The organism is Pseudidiomarina xizangensis (genome assembly GCF_052541995.1).
The window spans coordinates 366,858-382,304 of record NZ_JBOBQA010000001.1 but is presented as its reverse complement, the minus strand read 5'-3'; the positions used below and the strand labels follow the sequence as shown (position 1 = coordinate 382,304).

The window sequence follows — 15,447 nt, the reverse complement described above, 5'->3', positions numbered from 1 at the left end:
CACTAACCGGCATTTTTAAAGCGTCGTGACAAAGCCAGTTGCCAACTTTGGGGCAACCGTGACGCAAGCTTTAAGAACCAACCAAAGGTTCTGGGGAAGGTGATATCAAGGCGATTTTTTTCGATGCCATTGCGGATAAATTCTGCGGCAAACTCGACGCTGACTTGCATCGGCATCTCAAAATCGTTTTGTTCGGTCATTGGTGTCTCGACAAAACCCGGAGAGACACTCAATACCTTGATACCCCGCTCTTCTAAATCAATTTGTAAACTACGCGTAATGTAATGAATTGCGGCTTTTGAGCCGCCATAGGCCTCAGCTTTGGCAAACGGCAGCAACCGCGCGGTGCTACCCACAATTACCAGTTTTGAGCCGCGTTTCAGGTTAGGTAACAGCCCTTCGACACAACGCATTGTGCCCACCACATTCACTTCGAACACGCGGGCAAATAAATCCGCATTAAATTCATTCATATCGACATATTCACAGACACCGGCGACTAAAATCACCAAATCAACATCAGTGTAACCACGCAGGTTCTGCACTGTGGTAGCAGCGTCAGTGATATCCAATTGCTGACCGGCAATGACATCTGGAAATTGTTGCTGCAACGCGGTAAGCGCTTGCTCGTTTCGCCCACAAGCCACCACATGGTGTCCTGCAGCCGCATAATCCAGTGCTAATTGCTTACCAATACCTGAGGTTGCACCAGTGATAAGAATATTCATGACGGTACCATCCGTGATTTAATTTTGTTGATCACATAACCTAGAAGTGTCACATGCTCATAAATCATTGCGCCCATGTCGTAATAATCACGCTGCTGAATAATTTTATCTTCTTTGAATTCCAAATGGCTGACGCCGGGCACAACAATTTCCTGGTTTTCCGCCAGTTTTGGATGGCGTAAACGCATTTGCCAGTTAACGAATACCTGGTCGCCATTTTCAGCCCATTCAGTAAATGCAAAATGGCATTGTTCAACACCTTCCATAGTGCCTTTGAAATAGCTTTTGAGTTCATCCAAGCCATGCACATGATGGATGGGATCGATAAACGTGACGTCTTCGTGATAGAGATCATCGAGCTGTTCGACATTCACGTCGCTAAATTCATCGTAATACTTGCGTAGCCGTTGGATAACTTCAGGATAATCTTGCTCTTTAGCGAGTTCCTCAGCTTTATTCTCCGACATGCTTTGCCTCCTTGTTGCTAACCCAGTTGCCAATCAAACGTATTGTAGTCACATAAAAGTGTAGTCGTTTTTCTACAATGCTTTGAACTTACGTAAAAAAACTTCACGTGCCTGTTTATGATCCACAATCGGTTGCGGATAATCGACATCTTGATCCTTGACCCAAGCGCTTGGTGCATGGATCTGACTGGTCGGGCAATCAGCTAGCTCTTCCACGTACTTACGAATATAGCTACCGTCCGGATCAATCTTTTTGCTTTGTGAGGTCGGATTGAATACACGAAAATAAGGCACCGCATCAGTACCGGTCGAAGCACTCCATTGCCAGCCCCCATTATTCGCAGGAAAACTCCCATCAATAAGGTTCTGCATGAAAAACTGTTCGCCTTTGCGCCAATCAAGGTGAAGATCTTTGACTAAGAAATTGGCGACAATCATGCGCACACGATTGTGCATCCAGCCCTCAGCTTGAAGTTGCCGCATACCCGCATCAACAATAGGGTAACCGGTACGACCTTCACACCATGCGTTGAAATCCTGCTCGCTGTTACGCCAAGGAAAAGCTTCCGTGTGAGGCTGGAAGGCTTTGCCATAACTGAGACGCGGGACAGCATCCATCAAATGTTGATAAAATTCGCGCCATGCCAACTCACTCAGCCAGGTCTTTGCGCCTTCAGTTAATCCGTCAGGAAATTCCGGGGCCGCTTGTTGCAATAACCGGGCTGCGGTCTGCGGTGCCAAAACACCCAGTTCCCAATAAGGTGACAGTTTTGACGTGCCCGCCACTGCTGGTAAATTGCGATCGTCATCGTAGTCTGCGACGCAAGTTTCAATAAAGCTGGTCAACTGCCCATAACATTCTTTTTCACCCACCACCCAGTCGCTGCTGTCGGATTGCGGATAGTTAATACCTTCAGGAAAATCTGGACAAGCCACAGCTTTACCATCAGGTTTGCCATAGGGTTGCGGCAGGCCACTCACACGCAAGTGTTCCAGCCACGAGCGGAAATAAGGCGTAAACTTTTTATAATACTCGCCACTTTGGGTGCGTAACACAGGTGGAACCAGCACCATGCCGTGGAAACTTTGCACGCCGATACCTTGCTCGGCTAGCCAACTACGGGTGCCACGGTCGCGTTTTTGCTCATCCAAGGGATACTCGTTGTTGTAGGTCACATCGGTAATGTCGAACTGCGCACAGAAATCACGTACTACACGAGGTACCGTGTGCCAATCGCGAACACCTTTAATGTGCAACGCAATGCCCCACTCTGCAGCTTCTTGTTGTAAGGTGCGTAAATGTCGCAGCAATAAGTCGACCTTTATTGGTGCCCAGTTATGCCGCTGCCATTGCTGTTCGCTGTACAGGAACAAACCGTATAGCGGCTCGTCGTTAGCCTTATTCGCTGCAAGCGCGCTGGCGACAGCTGGATTGTCACGCAGACGTAAGTCGTTTCGAAACCAAATAAGACGGGCCATTAGAGTCCATACCTTAGTTTTAAGTCTTTCGGATAGGGGTTCAAGTAACGCTGGCCGGTTAAATAGTCGCTGGGATATTCGCGCAAATAATGCCGCAGCAAGGTTAACGGCACCAATAGCGGTTCTGTGCCCTCATGATAAGACAATATACTATCGGTTAACTCCTCGCGCTGTGAGGCCGATAAATACTGTTTAAAGTAGCCTTGAATATGCTGCAACACGTTAGTGTGATTGGCCCGTGTTGCTGGGCTAGCTAACGCTGCCATAACGGTTTCAATGTACTTTTTTCGTGTTGCAGTCGAAATCGTCTGCACAGCGGCAACGTCCCGTCCCAAGCTCCGGTAAACCTGCTGGTCATGCGCCAAAAGTAACAGTTTCAAACTGGTGTGAAACTTCAATAAATCAGCTTTGCTCAGTGGTTCGGGTAGTGCTTGCCAAGTGGCATAAACAAAAACCCGCATGACAAAATTTTCGCGCAATTGCGGATCGTTCAGGCGGCCATCCTCTTCAAGTGGCAGCGCCGGGTAACGTTGTCGCAACTGCGCCGCAAAAATTCCCTCACCTTCTTTGCGTGCATGACCATTCTCGGGGTTGTACAACTTTACCCGCTCCATGCCACAGCTCGGCGATTTAGCACACAAAACGTAACCACTAACCTGGCTTACATGCGGCTGTGCCCGCTCAGCGAATGCAATCAACCGCGCGGTGACGTCTTCACCGGTTTTGGCGACAACTGCTCGCGGCTCACCATGTTGTTCCTCAAGTCTTATGGTCGGGCGTGGTACCGGCAGACCAATACCGACTTCCGGACACAGCTTTACGAACTCAACATGGCGACCCAGTTCGTCCGTGCAAAATGCTGAACGTTTGTGGCCACCGTCAAAGCGTACTTCATCACCTAGCAGACATGCGCTGATCCCAACTTTGATTTGTTGCATATAGTCCTCTTGCAGCATTGTTACTCTGAACAATACGAGTACCTTAGAAAAAAGTTCATTAACAACGATCTGTTCTAACCCAATTAACGTAATCACGTAACATTAACGATACAGGCCAACAGCTCAAGAGGCTACCGTCATGAACCGTGCAATCACAAACATACCATTGTTCCCGCTGTCAGGGCATGTGTTACCCGGCGGCACGATGCGCTTACGCATTTTCGAGCCGCGTTATGTGCGAATGGTGCGCGACGTTTGCGCACAAGGCGATGAAGGTCGTATTGGCATGTGCATGTACAACGAGCAGGGTTCACTCGAACACAATACTCATATTCATCCGGTGGCGACGCTAGCGCGCATTATTGATTTCGAACACCGTGCTGACGGCCTGCTCGGTATCACGGTTGAAGGTATCGATGCAGGTGAAATAAAACACATCAGCGTTGACGACGATGGGTTGCGTTGCGGTGAGATCGAAGTGATTCCCCATTGGCAGGAAACGCCGCTAACACAGCAACATCAACATTTGGCTGATCGCCTGTGCCAGGTTTACGCCGAATATCCGGAGCTTGGCAAGTGTCCTACCGACGGCCGACTCGGTCGAGCTGAGTGGATTTGCCAACGCTGGTTAGAGCTACTACCGCTCAACGCTGAAATCAAACAAGAGCTGTTGCGCGAACCTTCTTGTGAACCGGCGCTCGATTACTTGAACGGACTCATTCACGAAAGCGAAAAATAATTATGATCTACTTCTATACAAGTGTCGTAATTGCAAAGTAACTTGAGGAAATTCCCCGCAGGTAATACTATGCAGACAGTGACTGAAACTAAAATAAAATGGAACACTATGTCTTCTGCGCAGCCTGACGATCCAGACCATGCTGCGGCTTTACTCGCGCTCGTTGCTACTGAACAATCTCGGCAAGCGTTTAGCGAGCTGTTCAAGTACTTCGCACCACGCCTGAAAGCCTACGCTACACGCCAGTTTGGCAATGAACAAACCGCCATGGACCTGGTGCAGGAAACCATGACCAACGTTTGGAATAAAGCACATTTATTCAAACCTGATCGTGGTTCCGCATCGACGTGGATTTTCACTATTGCACGCAACATACGCTTTGATTTTCTTCGTAAGAACAAACATCGCCAATACGACTTGAGTGCTGACGAATTGTGGCCAGTACTTGCGGAGCAGAACGACAGCCTTGACGACGATTACGCGCTTGATGACGACCTGCTGATGCAGCAGCTTGCTGTTTATTGCGAAGCGTTGCCTAAAGCTCAGAGAACCGTTATTGAGCTTATCTATGTAGCTGGAAAATCACAGCAAGAAGTCGCGGATGCGTTAGGTATCCCGTTAGGTACTGTAAAATCCCGCACACGTTTGGCATTGCAAAAATTAAAAGAGTTGGTACAAAGCGATGATTAAGTTTCACCCTAGCGAAGAGCATCTATTTCACTACGTGACCGGCGAATTAACTCCGGCTATGTTGATGGTGGTTGGCACCCATGTGGATATGTGTTCCCAGTGTCAACGCAACGTTCACCACATCGAAGAAGATCTGGCGCAGAAAGTATTTGGCCAGCGTCAGATACCTACCGAGCTTAAAGCGGCCAATGACAGTTTTGATGGTGATGACATGCTCGCCGAGATCATGGCGCAAACACCACAACCAAAACAGCATTTACTGAACGGTGTAGCCAATGAGCTAATTCTTGAAGGTAGACGTTTTCCGCTGCCTGGTACCCTAGCCCGCAGCCATCATCGTATTGGTGCCTGGCATAAACTGATTGGGCAAATGTGGCGAGCTCCAGTACAAGTCGGTGGTGAAGATGTCTTAACCTTTATCTACATGGCTAAAAACACCAAGGTGCCAGAACATACCCATAAAGGTAACGAAGCAACATTGGTGGTCAACGGTCTGTTCAATGATGAAACCTCTGAATACCGCGACGGTGATTTTATGTTCTTGGATGGTAGTGTGAAGCATACGCCAGAAACACGTCATGAAGATTGCCTAACGCTTGCAGCGCTAGATGCTCCGATGCACTTCACTTCGGGTATCAGTCGCTTGCTGAACCCATTTAGTAGCTTATTCTTTAAATAAAGTAATCCAGCTAACAACAAAAAGCCGCTCCTATCTATTTATAGTAAGCGGCTTTTTTTATGTAAGCTGAGGAAGCAAAATCAATCAGGTTTTCGGCTTGGCAGTACTGACCCGCTGCTTGAGCTTTTGCCCAGGACGAAACGTAACAACTCGTCTTGCTGAGATAGGAATATCTTCGCCGGTTTTCGGATTACGTCCCGGGCGTTCATTCTTAGTCCGCAGTTCAAAATTACCGAAACCAGAAAGTTTTACTTCCTGTCCCTGCTCTAAAGTACGACGTATCTCTTCAAAGAAGTTTTCAACCAAATCTTTAGCATCGCGTTTATTGATGCCAAATTTTTCAAACAAATGTTCTGCCATTTCTGCTTTGGTCAGCGCCATAGCTTACTCCCTCAGGGTTGCCCCGAATTCGTTAGTCAACATTTCAACCACTGCTTTGACTGCTGCATTGATTTCTTGATCTTCAAGAGTGCGTTCCGGATGTTGCAGGATGAGTGATAACGCCAGACTGCGATAACCGTCGGCAACTCCTGAACCTTCGTAAACGTCAAATAAGTTTAGGTCAACTAAATGATTTACGCCAACATTTTCAATAGCCTTGAGAATTTCTCCTGCCGCTAACTGAGTGGGTACTACAATCGCAAGGTCGCGGCGAATCGATGGAAAACGTGAAATCGGCTGCGCCGCAGGTAAGCGACGCTGTTGCACCGCAGCTAACTCTAATTCGAACACAAAAGTCCGGCCATTTAGGCCTAACTTCTTCTCAAATTGCGGATGTACTGCGCCGACATAGCCGATGGCCTTACCATTTTTAAAGATTGCCGCCGACTGCCCTGGATGTAATGCCGGATGAGAATCGGCCACAAAGGTATACAACTGTGCTTCACCGGTCGCCGCTAGTAACGCCTCAACATCACCTTTTATGTCAAAAAAATCGACCGCGCGTTCGCCTTCGTTCCAATGTTCAGCAAAAGCTTTGCCTCCGCGAACACCCGCAATCATCGCCTGCTGGCGGACGCCGTTTTCAGCTTTGTCATCCGGTAGGAAGCGTAAACCTGTCTCGCAAAACGCTAAGCTCTGTTGCTGACGTTTTTGATTGTGTGCAACCGCCCCAATCAAACCTGGCCATAAACTGACCCGCATGGATGACATCTCGACACTGATCGGGAATGGCAGGGTTAAGGCCGCCGATTCGTCAAACAACATGGCCTGATGCTTTGGATCTACGAAACTGTAAGTAATAGCTTCCTGATACCCACGATCAACCAGCAGCTGCTTAAGTTTGTTGGTTGTCAGTTGTGCTTCTTGCCGGGCTACCATACGCAGTTGCGCGGCTGGTGCAGTCGCCTGAATACGGTGATAACCATAAATACGAGCAACTTCCTCGATAAGGTCTTCCTCAATAGCAATGTCAAACCGGAATGTCGGCACACTCACCTGCCAACCATCGGCATCTGCAGATACCGTAAAACCAAGTCGTTCAAGGATCTCTGTCACTTCATCATCGGCAATATGAATGCCCAGTACATTAGCCAACCGCGCTTTACGCAATTGCACATTTTGTGGTTGCGGCAAATAACGATCTTCTTTTGCTTCGACCACTGGGCCTGCCTCACCACCACAGATTTCGATAATCAGTTGTGTCGCACGCTCCATCGCCGTGCGCTGGAGCTCTGGATCAACACCGCGTTCGTAGCGATGTGAAGCATCTGTATGCAAGCCAAACCGGCGGGCACGCCCAGCAATAGCTTGCGGCGCAAAGAACGCGCTCTCCAGAAAAATGTTCTTGCTCGCAGCCGTGACACCACTGCCCTCGCCGCCAAACACACCCGCCATTGCCAACGCTTTGTTACCGTCGGCAATAACCAATACATCGTCTTGCAGGGTCACTTCGTTACCATCCAGTAACGTCAGTTTTTCATTGGCATGCGCCATACGAACCTGCACTGTGCCACTGAGTTTATCGTTGTCGAAGGCGTGCATCGGGTGACCCAGTTCAAGTAACACATAGTTGGTCACATCGACCACCGGGTCAATGCTGCGAATACCGCTACGGCGCAAACGCTCGCGCAGCCACAAAGGCGATTCGGCCTGGACATTAACATTGGTAACAACGCGGCCAAGATAGCGCGGACAAGCCTCCGCAGCGATTAATTCAATCGCCCGCTGGTCGTCATGACAAGCCGCTACTTGCTGAATTTCTGGTTCATTAACTGCCATGCGATTCAACACACCAACTTCACGGGCAATGCCACGTAAACCTAAACAATCCGCACGATTCGGCGTTAAATCCACATCGAAGGTGACATCATTTAGTTCCAGGTAGTCGCGGTAATCCATGCCGATAGGCGCATCATTTGGCAATTCAACGATGCCATCGTGATCATCACTTAGACCTAACTCAGCATTCGAACACAGCATACCGACTGACGGCTGGCCGCGTAGCTTCGCCTTTTTGATCTTGAAATCACCCGGTAACACTGCACCTACTGTGGCCACCGCAACTTTAATACCTTGTCGACAGTTGGGAGCACCACAAACAATAGTAGTAGGGTCGTCGGTACCGATGTTGACTTCGGTAACTTGCAGCTTATCGGCATCAGGATGTTGCCAGCATTTTATTACTTCACCGACCACCACTGAGTTAAAGGCTTCAGCCACAGGCGTAACGTCGTCGACTTCTAATCCAGCCATGCTTAATTGCTCGGCTAACTCGACTTGATCAAGAGCAGGGTTTACCCAGCTACGTAGCCACTTTTCACTAAATTTCATCTCTGCACCCGAACTTAATTAAACTGTTTCAAGAAGCGCACGTCGTTTTCGAAAAACGCACGTAAATCGTTCACGCCATAGCGCAACATGGTCAAGCGCTCAACGCCCATACCAAAGGCAAAGCCGGTGTATTTCTCACTATCGATGCCAACCGCTTGCAACACTTTCGGATGCACCATGCCACAACCCAACACTTCCAGCCATTGGCCGTCTTTGCGGCGCACATCAACTTCAGCTGAAGGTTCGGTAAAGGGGAAATAGGAAGGACGGAAACGCACTTCCAATGACTCTTCAAAGAAGTTCACCAGAAAGTCTTCCAAAATACCTTTCAACTGGGTAAAACTGACGTCGGTATCGACCATCAAACCTTCGACCTGGTGAAACATTGGTGTATGGGTTTGATCGTAGTCATTACGATACACGCGGCCCGGCGAAATGATTCGCAATGGCGGCTGCTCATGTTCCATAGTTCGAATTTGCACCCCTGAAGTTTGCGTCCGCAACATCGTCTTCGGAGTAAAATAAAAGGTATCGTGATCCGCACGAGCAGGATGATTCGCAGGAATATTTAACGCATCAAAGTTATGAAAATCATCTTCGACTTCAGGGCCTTCCTCTACACGAAAGCCTAAATCGCCAAAAAATTGTTCGATACGTTGAATCGTTTGCGTTACCGGATGCAAACCGCCTACCGCGGCGCGCCGACCTGGCAACGTAACATCAATACGTTCGGCGGTGAGTTTTTCGGCTAATTGTGCCTGTTTCAACTCGTCATTGCGCGCATTAATGGCTTGTTGCACTTGTTGTTTGGCTTGATTGATCGCTTGCCCTGCGGCCGGACGTTCTTCCGCTGAGAGTTTACCTAAGTTTTTCAATTGCTCAGTGAGCAAACCTTTCTTGCCCATGTACTCGACTCGAACGGTGTCCAATTCTTGTGGTGTCGTTGCAGCTGCGACGGCGGCTTCGGCCTTCGCGACAATGTCATTTAACTCCATGACTTTCCTCAATGATACGTGATTGCCGACCAGCGGCATGGTTCAAACCCTGTAATTGCGCCTATCATAGCGAAAAACCATAAAAAAAGGGAGCAGTGATGCTCCCTTTTTCAACTTTCTTCGTGGCTTACAGAGAGCTTTTTGCTTTCTCTACCAACGCAGCAAAACCTTTTTGGTCATGTACTGCGATGTCAGCCAAGATTTTACGATCGATTTCTACCGATGCTTTTTTCAAGCCGTTGATAAAGCGGCTGTATGACAAACCGTTTTGACGGGCCGCAGCATTGATACGCACAATCCATAATTGACGGAATTGACGTTTCTTGTTGCGACGGTCACGATATGCATATTGACCTGCTTTGATAACCGCTTGCTTCGCTACGCGATAAATGCGTGAACGAGCACCATAATAACCTTTCGCCTGCTTCAGGACTTTCTTGTGACGCGCGCGCGCTATCACACCACGTTTTACTCGTGCCATTTGCTGTCTCCTTCCTTATGCGTACGGTAACATACGTGCGACTAATTGAACGTCGGCTTCGTGCACCATGCTTTTCGCACGCAGGTGACGCTTCCGCTTAGAGCTCTTCTTAGTCAGGATGTGACGCAAGTGTGATTGCTTGCACTTGAAACCGCCTGAAGCGGTTTTTTTAAAGCGCTTTGACGCGCCTTTATTGGATTTAATTTTCGGCATGAAAATAAAACTCCGCATTGTTAACATACAAAAGTGTAACAGGGTGAGCTCGGTCGAAACCTCACTACTTGTAAACCACAGTTACTTCTTGGCAGGGGCCAGCACCATAATCATCTGGCGACCCTCAGCCCGTCTTGGGAACGACTCAAGAGTTGATATGTCTTGCAAATCGTCTTTAATACGATTCAACAATTCAATACCAATTTCTTGGTGCGCCATTTCACGGCCACGGAAACGAATGGTGACTTTAGTTTTGTCACCCCCCTCTAAAAAGCGACTCAGGTTGCGCAGTTTTACCTGATAATCGCCTTCGTCTGTACCAGGGCGGAATTTAACTTCCTTCACCTGAATTTGTTTCTGATTTTTCTTTTGCTCTTTCGCGTTCTTAGCTTTCTCGTAGAGGAACTTGCCATAATCCATCAGACGACACACTGGTGGCTCCGCATTTGGGCTAATTTCCACCAGATCAACACCGGCCGTTTCGGCCTTTTCAAGAGCTTCTTGAATACTTACGACACCAATCTGTTCAGCTTCAACGCCTATCAAGCGTACTTCATTGACGCGAATATCTTCGTTGATACGATTTTTGTCAGCAGGTTTCTGAGTTCTTTTTCCGCCTTTAATGGGTCATTCCTCCAATCAATTAACTAATTTTGCGACTACGTACTTCGTCGGTAAGTTCAGCAATAAATTGCTCCAGGCCTTTTACGCCTTGGTCTTCACCGCGACGGGTACGTACCGCAACCGCTTGGTTCTCGATCTCTTTATCGCCGACAACCAACATATAAGGAACACGTTTTAATGTGTGCTCACGAATTTTAAAGCCTATTTTCTCATTTCTCAAGTCAGCTGTCGCCCTAAATCCGAGTTTATTCAACTCTTTTACGGTATTTTTCACGTAATCAGCCTGATTATCGGTAATATTCATCACCACAATCTGTGTTGGCGCCAACCAAAGTGGGAAATATCCGGCATATTCTTCAATCAAAATGCCCATGAAGCGTTCAAGGGAACCCAGAATCGCGCGGTGAATCATCACTGGTGTGTGACGTTCGTTATCTTCACCGACGTAAGTTGCGCCTAAGCGCCCTGGTAAGGCAAAGTCGAGCTGCACCGTACCGCACTGCCAGGCTCGACCTAAACAATCATGTAGGGTAAATTCAATTTTCGGGCCGTAGAACGCACCCTCACCTGGCAAGTATTCAAATTTAATGCCGTTGGTCTTCAACGCTTCTGCCAAGGCTTGCTCAGAATGATCCCAGGTTGCATCATCACCTAAACGTTTTTCCGGGCGGGTTGAGAGCTTGACGACGATGTCTTCGAAACCAAAGGTTTTATAGGTTTCATAGACCATCTTGATACAGCTACTTACTTCATCCTGCACCTGCTTTGGCGTACAGAAGACATGAGCATCATCCTGGGTAAATCCACGTACACGCATCAAACCGTGCAACGCACCTGACGGCTCATTACGGTGACAACAACCAAATTCAGCCATACGTAGTGGCAAGTCGCGATACGATTTCAACCCTTGGTTAAAAATCTGCACATGGCCGGGGCAGTTCATTGGCTTAATGGCGTACTCGCGATTTTCCGAGGCGGTGGTAAACATCAGTTCTGAGAACTTCTCCCAATGCCCTGATTTTTCCCACAGCACGCGGTCCATCATTAACGGGCCTTTGACTTCCTGGTAATCGTATTCGCGCAGCTTCTCGCGCACGTAGTTTTCTAATTCCTGGAAAATGGTCCAGCCGTTGTGGTGCCAGAACACCATACCTGGTGCTTCTTCCTGCCAGTGGAACAAATCCTGTGACTTGCCAATTTTACGGTGGTCACGCTTTTCGGCTTCTTCCAAACGCTGCAAATAGGCTTTGAGCTGTTTCTTGTCGGCCCAGGCAGTGCCATACACCCGTTGCAGCATTTTATTATCGGAGCTACCACGCCAATAGGCACCGGCAACTTTCATTACTTTAAAGTGCTGACAGAAGCGCATATTCGGGACGTGCGGGCCACGACACATGTCGACGTATTCTTCGTGATGATACAGTGCTGGACGGTCGTCCTGACTGATATTTTCATCAAGAATTTCAATTTTGTAAGGTTCGTGACGTTCCACAAAAGTTTCGCGGGCTTGTCGCCAGCTGACGCGATTTTTCACCACTTCATATTCAGTTTTTGCCAACTCTTTCATACGCTTTTCAAGCGCATCAAGGTCGTCCTGCGTCAATGCCTTGTCAATATCGATATCGTAGTAAAAACCATTATCAATGACCGGACCAATCGCCATTTTCGCCTGTGGGAATAACTGTTTTAACGCATGGCCCAACAAGTGCGCGCTCGAGTGGCGAATTATATGTACGCCTTCATCATCTTTCGGGGTGATGATATGCACCGTCGCATCTTCGGTGATCAGATCACAAGCATCCACCAATTCGCCATTGATTTTGCCAGCGACGGTGGCTTTTGCCAGACCAGGACCGATATCTTGAGCTACTTCGAGGATTGTGACGGGTTTAGCGAAAGCGCGTTGACTTCCATCAGGCAGCGTTACTACAGGCATTCTCTTGTTCCTTTAACAGTGGTGGCACCTACCAAGTGTCACTTGTGATTTAACGAAAAACGAACTATACCGCACCGTGAGATTTGGCGCAACGCGCCTATTGGCCTGAGTTTTAAGTCCAGCGAAGATAGCGACCGATGGATTGGATCATCGCCCTCCCTCAGCCGTAACTGACATCGCACTGTTATTTTCGGGTTAAAGTTGGCGCACTCTACATTCTATGTTCCATACTCAAGTTAAGTAAGCAAACATTGAGGTTCTCTAATGCATGCAGAAAAGCTTCACGATGCAGCGGTCATTTGCCCGCATTGTGGTCATCATATTCATGTCACCATTGATGCATCGCAGGGCGATCAGGATTATCAGGATGAATGCCCTGCCTGCGGCAACGATGTACACATTGAGGTAACGCTTGACGATGTGCGCGACAAGATTGTTGTCAAAATTCGCAGCGATGATGAGAACTATTATTGAAAGGCTAGAGCGTTATTCAAAGTCCGGGCACGGACTTTTCTTGCAGGATGCGCGCTACGGTGTCGACGATGGTGATGGTTTGTTGATCAAATTCCAGATTAACCCTGGTGCCGGGGACAACCGTCGCCAGATTCGTCAGACGCAAGGTTTCTGGTATTAAGTGCAGCGAGAAACGATTTTCATGCACCTGGCCGATAGTAAGACTTGCGCCATTGACGCTAATAAAGCCTTTACCGAACACATAAGGTTTAAACGTCGCAGGGAAGTCGAGCCACAGCGTCACATTGTCATCGGTTGTGGTAATGGTTTCAATGGTTCCGGTGGTGTGAATATGGCCCGACACATGATGCCCACCAATTTCATCCCCTACTTTTAGAGAACGTTCAAGGTTCACCGCCGAACCCATCTTGAGCTCACCAAGGTTGGTCAGGCGCAGGGTTTCATCAATCACGTCAAAACTTACCGTATCTGTGCTAAATTGAACCACCGTCAGGCAACAACCGTTAATAGCAATACTAGCGCCAATTTCTAATTGGGTGAGAAACTGGGGCGCCACGCGCAGTTGCAGTTGACGAAACTGTTCGCGTTGCTCAATAGCAATAATTTCAGCCTGCGTTTGAACGATACCGGTGAACATGATGAAACGACATCCTCGACAATTCGTGAATGGCCGTATTGTACGGTTTTACCAACGCTTTTGCTACGCACTTTGCGGCATCGGCGTAATTGTATTGCTTACCGGCTGCAGTAAGACACCGTCTGCGCTGGCTCCACTTATTGACTATCAAGGCAGAGTTGCCAACACGCTCGAGCGCGCACCGATCGCATACCAAGCTATACCCGTGCCACGGCTACCTGAAGTGCGTGATTTACGTGTTGAAATTCCGCGGGTGAGTATTTCGTTATTAGATTCCTGGCGCATTGAAGAATGTGCCGCAAGCCTGTTGATTGCTGAACGTAATAGTGCATTAGGTAAGTTAGAAGGAGGTCTAAGTCGTTATCACACCGACCTCAAACTGGTCACCAGGTTACAGGATTGTGTAACCAAATTTGAGCGTAACGATAGTGCATTAGCCAAACGCCTTGCTACTGCTTTACAAGCAAAACGCGACAACCTTCCTGCCGCCAAGCAACACGCTATCGCCACGGACAAAGCTCTGCGTCACACCCTCCGCGTTGCCGGCAATACCTTGACAACAGCAGATAGTGAACGCTTTGCCAGTGCCTTGACAGCGCTCGAAACCGTGCTGCGACTGATGCAAAAATCATCCCTTGTGCCAATGGCCGGCGAAACAACAACGCTCCCGAGCCAGGAGCAAGTAGAACAAGCGCTTAAAACGTTACACCAAAGTGACTACCTGCCGCGCCTTTGGCGAACCTTATTCGAACAATATGCCTATTTGCAGCGCTTAGACCCGTTAATCGCAAACCTGACGACTGCCAGCGGCTGTAGTTCGGTAGGTATCCCCCAACGAGCGAAGATTTTACATACCGTGTTTGTTAAATTTTTTATTGCTAAGGTGCAGCCACAACTGGCACGCTTCACTGAACAAGGCTATGCGATCAATCAGCGACTACAACACTTAAACGCACAGGTTGCGCTCCCCGCACTGAATCATCACATCCAACAATTGATCGAGATTTCAACAGAATTAAACCAGGCCAGCCGCCAGCACGTACAACCTTGGCAAGATTTCTTTGCAGCTTGTGGCTTCACTCCTGGAGATTGAGCGACAGATCTCACCACTCACGCGGTTGGTGTATCAACAAGCTTGGGTTATTATTGATAACTATTCGCATTAACAACCAACTTATTACACACCACCAGGGAGTTTTGTTATGAAATTGCAATTCATTGTTGCTACTACATTATTAGGTCTTGCCACTATGACAACCACAGTGGCGCAAGCTGATGAAGACCAACGCTATGAGCACTTTAAAGGTCAACCGGCTAAAACCCTTGATCAAGCGTTATTTAACCTCGCCAGCTTTAATGAAAAAATGACCGAGTTAATGGCTGATGGTGAGCTCACTGCAGAAGATATGGCAACCGTACACCAACTCAGCTATACCCTTGAAAACGCCTTACAAAAGCTCGATGAAGAAGTGGATACCTTGCAGGAAGTTTTAGAAGAAGTACATATTGCATCAGAAACGATGGATTATGATACGGTAAAAAAACAAGGTAAGATTTACTTAGAAACTTCGGCGAAAATCGTCAAAAAATAAGGA

General features: G+C 48.1%; 18 protein-coding genes. 6 read left to right on the top strand and 12 right to left on the bottom strand.

Annotated elements, in window-relative coordinates:
- Positions 1-2 precede the first annotated feature (2 nt).
- The 4 genes from ACQ5ES_RS01765 to ACQ5ES_RS01750 all read right to left on the bottom strand — a co-directional run bounded on the left by ACQ5ES_RS01765 (position 3) and on the right by ACQ5ES_RS01750 (position 3,612).
- Positions 3-728 (bottom strand): SDR family NAD(P)-dependent oxidoreductase, encoded by a 726-nt coding sequence (locus ACQ5ES_RS01765; RefSeq protein WP_445014247.1) that lies wholly within the window; start codon positions 726-728, stop codon positions 3-5.
- Positions 725-1,195, bottom strand: coding sequence for a nuclear transport factor 2 family protein (locus ACQ5ES_RS01760; RefSeq protein WP_445014246.1), 471 nt, complete (start codon positions 1,193-1,195; stop codon positions 725-727). The genes ACQ5ES_RS01765 and ACQ5ES_RS01760 overlap by 4 nt, the downstream gene beginning before the upstream one ends.
- A 72-nt stretch (positions 1,196-1,267) precedes the next feature.
- Positions 1,268-2,674 carry a cryptochrome/photolyase family protein gene (locus ACQ5ES_RS01755; RefSeq protein ID WP_445014245.1) on the bottom strand — a complete coding sequence of 469 codons (1,407 nt, stop codon included), beginning with the start codon at positions 2,672-2,674 and terminating at the stop codon, positions 1,268-1,270.
- Positions 2,674-3,612: a YbgA family protein gene (locus tag ACQ5ES_RS01750; protein WP_445014244.1), complete on the bottom strand. Its 939-nt coding sequence runs from the start codon at positions 3,610-3,612 to the stop codon at positions 2,674-2,676. The genes ACQ5ES_RS01755 and ACQ5ES_RS01750 overlap by 1 nt, the downstream gene beginning before the upstream one ends.
- A gap of 139 nt (positions 3,613-3,751) precedes the next feature.
- Between ACQ5ES_RS01750 and ACQ5ES_RS01745 the strand changes: the two genes are divergently transcribed.
- From ACQ5ES_RS01745 to ACQ5ES_RS01735, 3 genes are all read left to right on the top strand, one after another.
- Positions 3,752-4,351, top strand: a complete 600-nt coding sequence (locus ACQ5ES_RS01745) for an LON peptidase substrate-binding domain-containing protein (RefSeq protein ID WP_445014243.1) — start codon at positions 3,752-3,754, stop codon at positions 4,349-4,351.
- Positions 4,352-4,420: 69 nt separating this feature from the next.
- Positions 4,421-5,041 carry a sigma-70 family RNA polymerase sigma factor gene (locus ACQ5ES_RS01740; RefSeq protein ID WP_445014242.1) on the top strand — a complete coding sequence of 207 codons (621 nt, stop codon included), beginning with the start codon at positions 4,421-4,423 and terminating at the stop codon, positions 5,039-5,041.
- Complete coding sequence (locus ACQ5ES_RS01735; RefSeq protein ID WP_445014241.1) at positions 5,034-5,720, top strand: ChrR family anti-sigma-E factor; 687 nt, start codon at positions 5,034-5,036, stop codon at positions 5,718-5,720. Before ACQ5ES_RS01740 ends, ACQ5ES_RS01735 begins: the two co-directional genes overlap by 8 nt.
- Before the next feature lie 84 nt (positions 5,721-5,804).
- Here ACQ5ES_RS01735 and ACQ5ES_RS01730 read toward each other — a convergent pair whose 3' ends face one another.
- The 7 genes from ACQ5ES_RS01730 to thrS form a co-directional block, all read right to left on the bottom strand.
- Positions 5,805-6,101 carry an integration host factor subunit alpha gene (locus ACQ5ES_RS01730; protein WP_445014240.1) on the bottom strand — a complete coding sequence of 99 codons (297 nt, stop codon included), beginning with the start codon at positions 6,099-6,101 and terminating at the stop codon, positions 5,805-5,807.
- Between the two features lie 3 nt (positions 6,102-6,104).
- Positions 6,105-8,492 carry a phenylalanine--tRNA ligase subunit beta gene (pheT, locus tag ACQ5ES_RS01725; RefSeq protein ID WP_445014239.1) on the bottom strand — a complete coding sequence of 796 codons (2,388 nt, stop codon included), beginning with the start codon at positions 8,490-8,492 and terminating at the stop codon, positions 6,105-6,107.
- Positions 8,493-8,506: 14 nt separating this feature from the next.
- A complete protein-coding gene (gene pheS / locus ACQ5ES_RS01720; RefSeq protein ID WP_445014238.1) occupies positions 8,507-9,487 on the bottom strand; it encodes a phenylalanine--tRNA ligase subunit alpha in 981 nt (326 codons plus the stop codon).
- Positions 9,488-9,614: 127 nt separating this feature from the next.
- Positions 9,615-9,968: a 50S ribosomal protein L20 gene (gene rplT, locus ACQ5ES_RS01715; RefSeq protein WP_445014237.1), complete on the bottom strand. Its 354-nt coding sequence runs from the start codon at positions 9,966-9,968 to the stop codon at positions 9,615-9,617.
- 15 nt (positions 9,969-9,983) lie between these two features.
- Positions 9,984-10,181: a 50S ribosomal protein L35 gene (gene rpmI / locus ACQ5ES_RS01710; RefSeq protein WP_445014236.1), complete on the bottom strand. Its 198-nt coding sequence runs from the start codon at positions 10,179-10,181 to the stop codon at positions 9,984-9,986.
- A gap of 81 nt (positions 10,182-10,262) precedes the next feature.
- The gene (infC, locus tag ACQ5ES_RS01705; RefSeq protein ID WP_445015354.1) at positions 10,263-10,805 is read right to left on the bottom strand and encodes a translation initiation factor IF-3; all 543 of its coding nucleotides are present in this window, start codon (positions 10,803-10,805) and stop codon (positions 10,263-10,265) included.
- A gap of 19 nt (positions 10,806-10,824) precedes the next feature.
- Entirely contained in the window at positions 10,825-12,741 is a 1,917-nt protein-coding gene (thrS, locus tag ACQ5ES_RS01700) for a threonine--tRNA ligase (protein WP_445014235.1), read from the bottom strand.
- 264 nt (positions 12,742-13,005) lie between these two features.
- Here thrS and ACQ5ES_RS01695 point away from each other — a divergent pair, with 264 nt between their 5' ends.
- The gene (locus tag ACQ5ES_RS01695) at positions 13,006-13,215 is read left to right on the top strand and encodes a CPXCG motif-containing cysteine-rich protein (protein WP_445014234.1); all 210 of its coding nucleotides are present in this window, start codon (positions 13,006-13,008) and stop codon (positions 13,213-13,215) included.
- A 16-nt stretch (positions 13,216-13,231) separates the two neighbouring features.
- Here the strand turns inward: ACQ5ES_RS01695 and ACQ5ES_RS01690 are convergent, their stop codons facing one another.
- Complete coding sequence (locus ACQ5ES_RS01690; RefSeq protein WP_445014233.1) at positions 13,232-13,852, bottom strand: riboflavin synthase subunit alpha; 621 nt, start codon at positions 13,850-13,852, stop codon at positions 13,232-13,234.
- Between ACQ5ES_RS01690 and ACQ5ES_RS01685 the strand changes: the two genes are divergently transcribed.
- Positions 13,851-14,945 (top strand): DUF3080 family protein, encoded by a 1,095-nt coding sequence (locus tag ACQ5ES_RS01685; RefSeq protein ID WP_445014232.1) that lies wholly within the window; start codon positions 13,851-13,853, stop codon positions 14,943-14,945. The genes ACQ5ES_RS01690 and ACQ5ES_RS01685 overlap by 2 nt on opposite strands.
- Before the next feature lie 109 nt (positions 14,946-15,054).
- Positions 15,055-15,444, top strand: coding sequence for a DUF6746 family protein (locus ACQ5ES_RS01680; RefSeq protein ID WP_445014231.1), 390 nt, complete (start codon positions 15,055-15,057; stop codon positions 15,442-15,444).
- Positions 15,445-15,447 lie beyond the last annotated feature (3 nt).

Coding starts and splice junctions, on each gene's coding strand:
- ACQ5ES_RS01730 (WP_445014240.1), bottom strand. CDS start 6,101: ATGGCGCTGACCAAAGCAGAAATGGCAGAACATTTGTTTGAAAAATTT.
- pheT (WP_445014239.1), bottom strand. CDS start 8,492: ATGAAATTTAGTGAAAAGTGGCTACGTAGCTGGGTAAACCCTGCTCTT.
- ACQ5ES_RS01745 (WP_445014243.1), top strand. CDS start 3,752: ATGAACCGTGCAATCACAAACATACCATTGTTCCCGCTGTCAGGGCAT.
- ACQ5ES_RS01765 (WP_445014247.1), bottom strand. CDS start 728: ATGAATATTCTTATCACTGGTGCAACCTCAGGTATTGGTAAGCAATTA.
- thrS (WP_445014235.1), bottom strand. CDS start 12,741: ATGCCTGTAGTAACGCTGCCTGATGGAAGTCAACGCGCTTTCGCTAAA.
- ACQ5ES_RS01740 (WP_445014242.1), top strand. CDS start 4,421: ATGCAGACAGTGACTGAAACTAAAATAAAATGGAACACTATGTCTTCT.
- ACQ5ES_RS01755 (WP_445014245.1), bottom strand. CDS start 2,674: ATGGCCCGTCTTATTTGGTTTCGAAACGACTTACGTCTGCGTGACAAT.
- pheS (WP_445014238.1), bottom strand. CDS start 9,487: ATGGAGTTAAATGACATTGTCGCGAAGGCCGAAGCCGCCGTCGCAGCT.
- ACQ5ES_RS01735 (WP_445014241.1), top strand. CDS start 5,034: ATGATTAAGTTTCACCCTAGCGAAGAGCATCTATTTCACTACGTGACC.
- ACQ5ES_RS01695 (WP_445014234.1), top strand. CDS start 13,006: ATGCATGCAGAAAAGCTTCACGATGCAGCGGTCATTTGCCCGCATTGT.
- rpmI (WP_445014236.1), bottom strand. CDS start 10,181: ATGCCGAAAATTAAATCCAATAAAGGCGCGTCAAAGCGCTTTAAAAAA.
- ACQ5ES_RS01760 (WP_445014246.1), bottom strand. CDS start 1,195: ATGTCGGAGAATAAAGCTGAGGAACTCGCTAAAGAGCAAGATTATCCT.
- ACQ5ES_RS01680 (WP_445014231.1), top strand. CDS start 15,055: ATGAAATTGCAATTCATTGTTGCTACTACATTATTAGGTCTTGCCACT.
- rplT (WP_445014237.1), bottom strand. CDS start 9,968: ATGGCACGAGTAAAACGTGGTGTGATAGCGCGCGCGCGTCACAAGAAA.
- ACQ5ES_RS01750 (WP_445014244.1), bottom strand. CDS start 3,612: ATGCAACAAATCAAAGTTGGGATCAGCGCATGTCTGCTAGGTGATGAA.
- ACQ5ES_RS01685 (WP_445014232.1), top strand. CDS start 13,851: ATGATGAAACGACATCCTCGACAATTCGTGAATGGCCGTATTGTACGG.
- ACQ5ES_RS01690 (WP_445014233.1), bottom strand. CDS start 13,852: ATGTTCACCGGTATCGTTCAAACGCAGGCTGAAATTATTGCTATTGAG.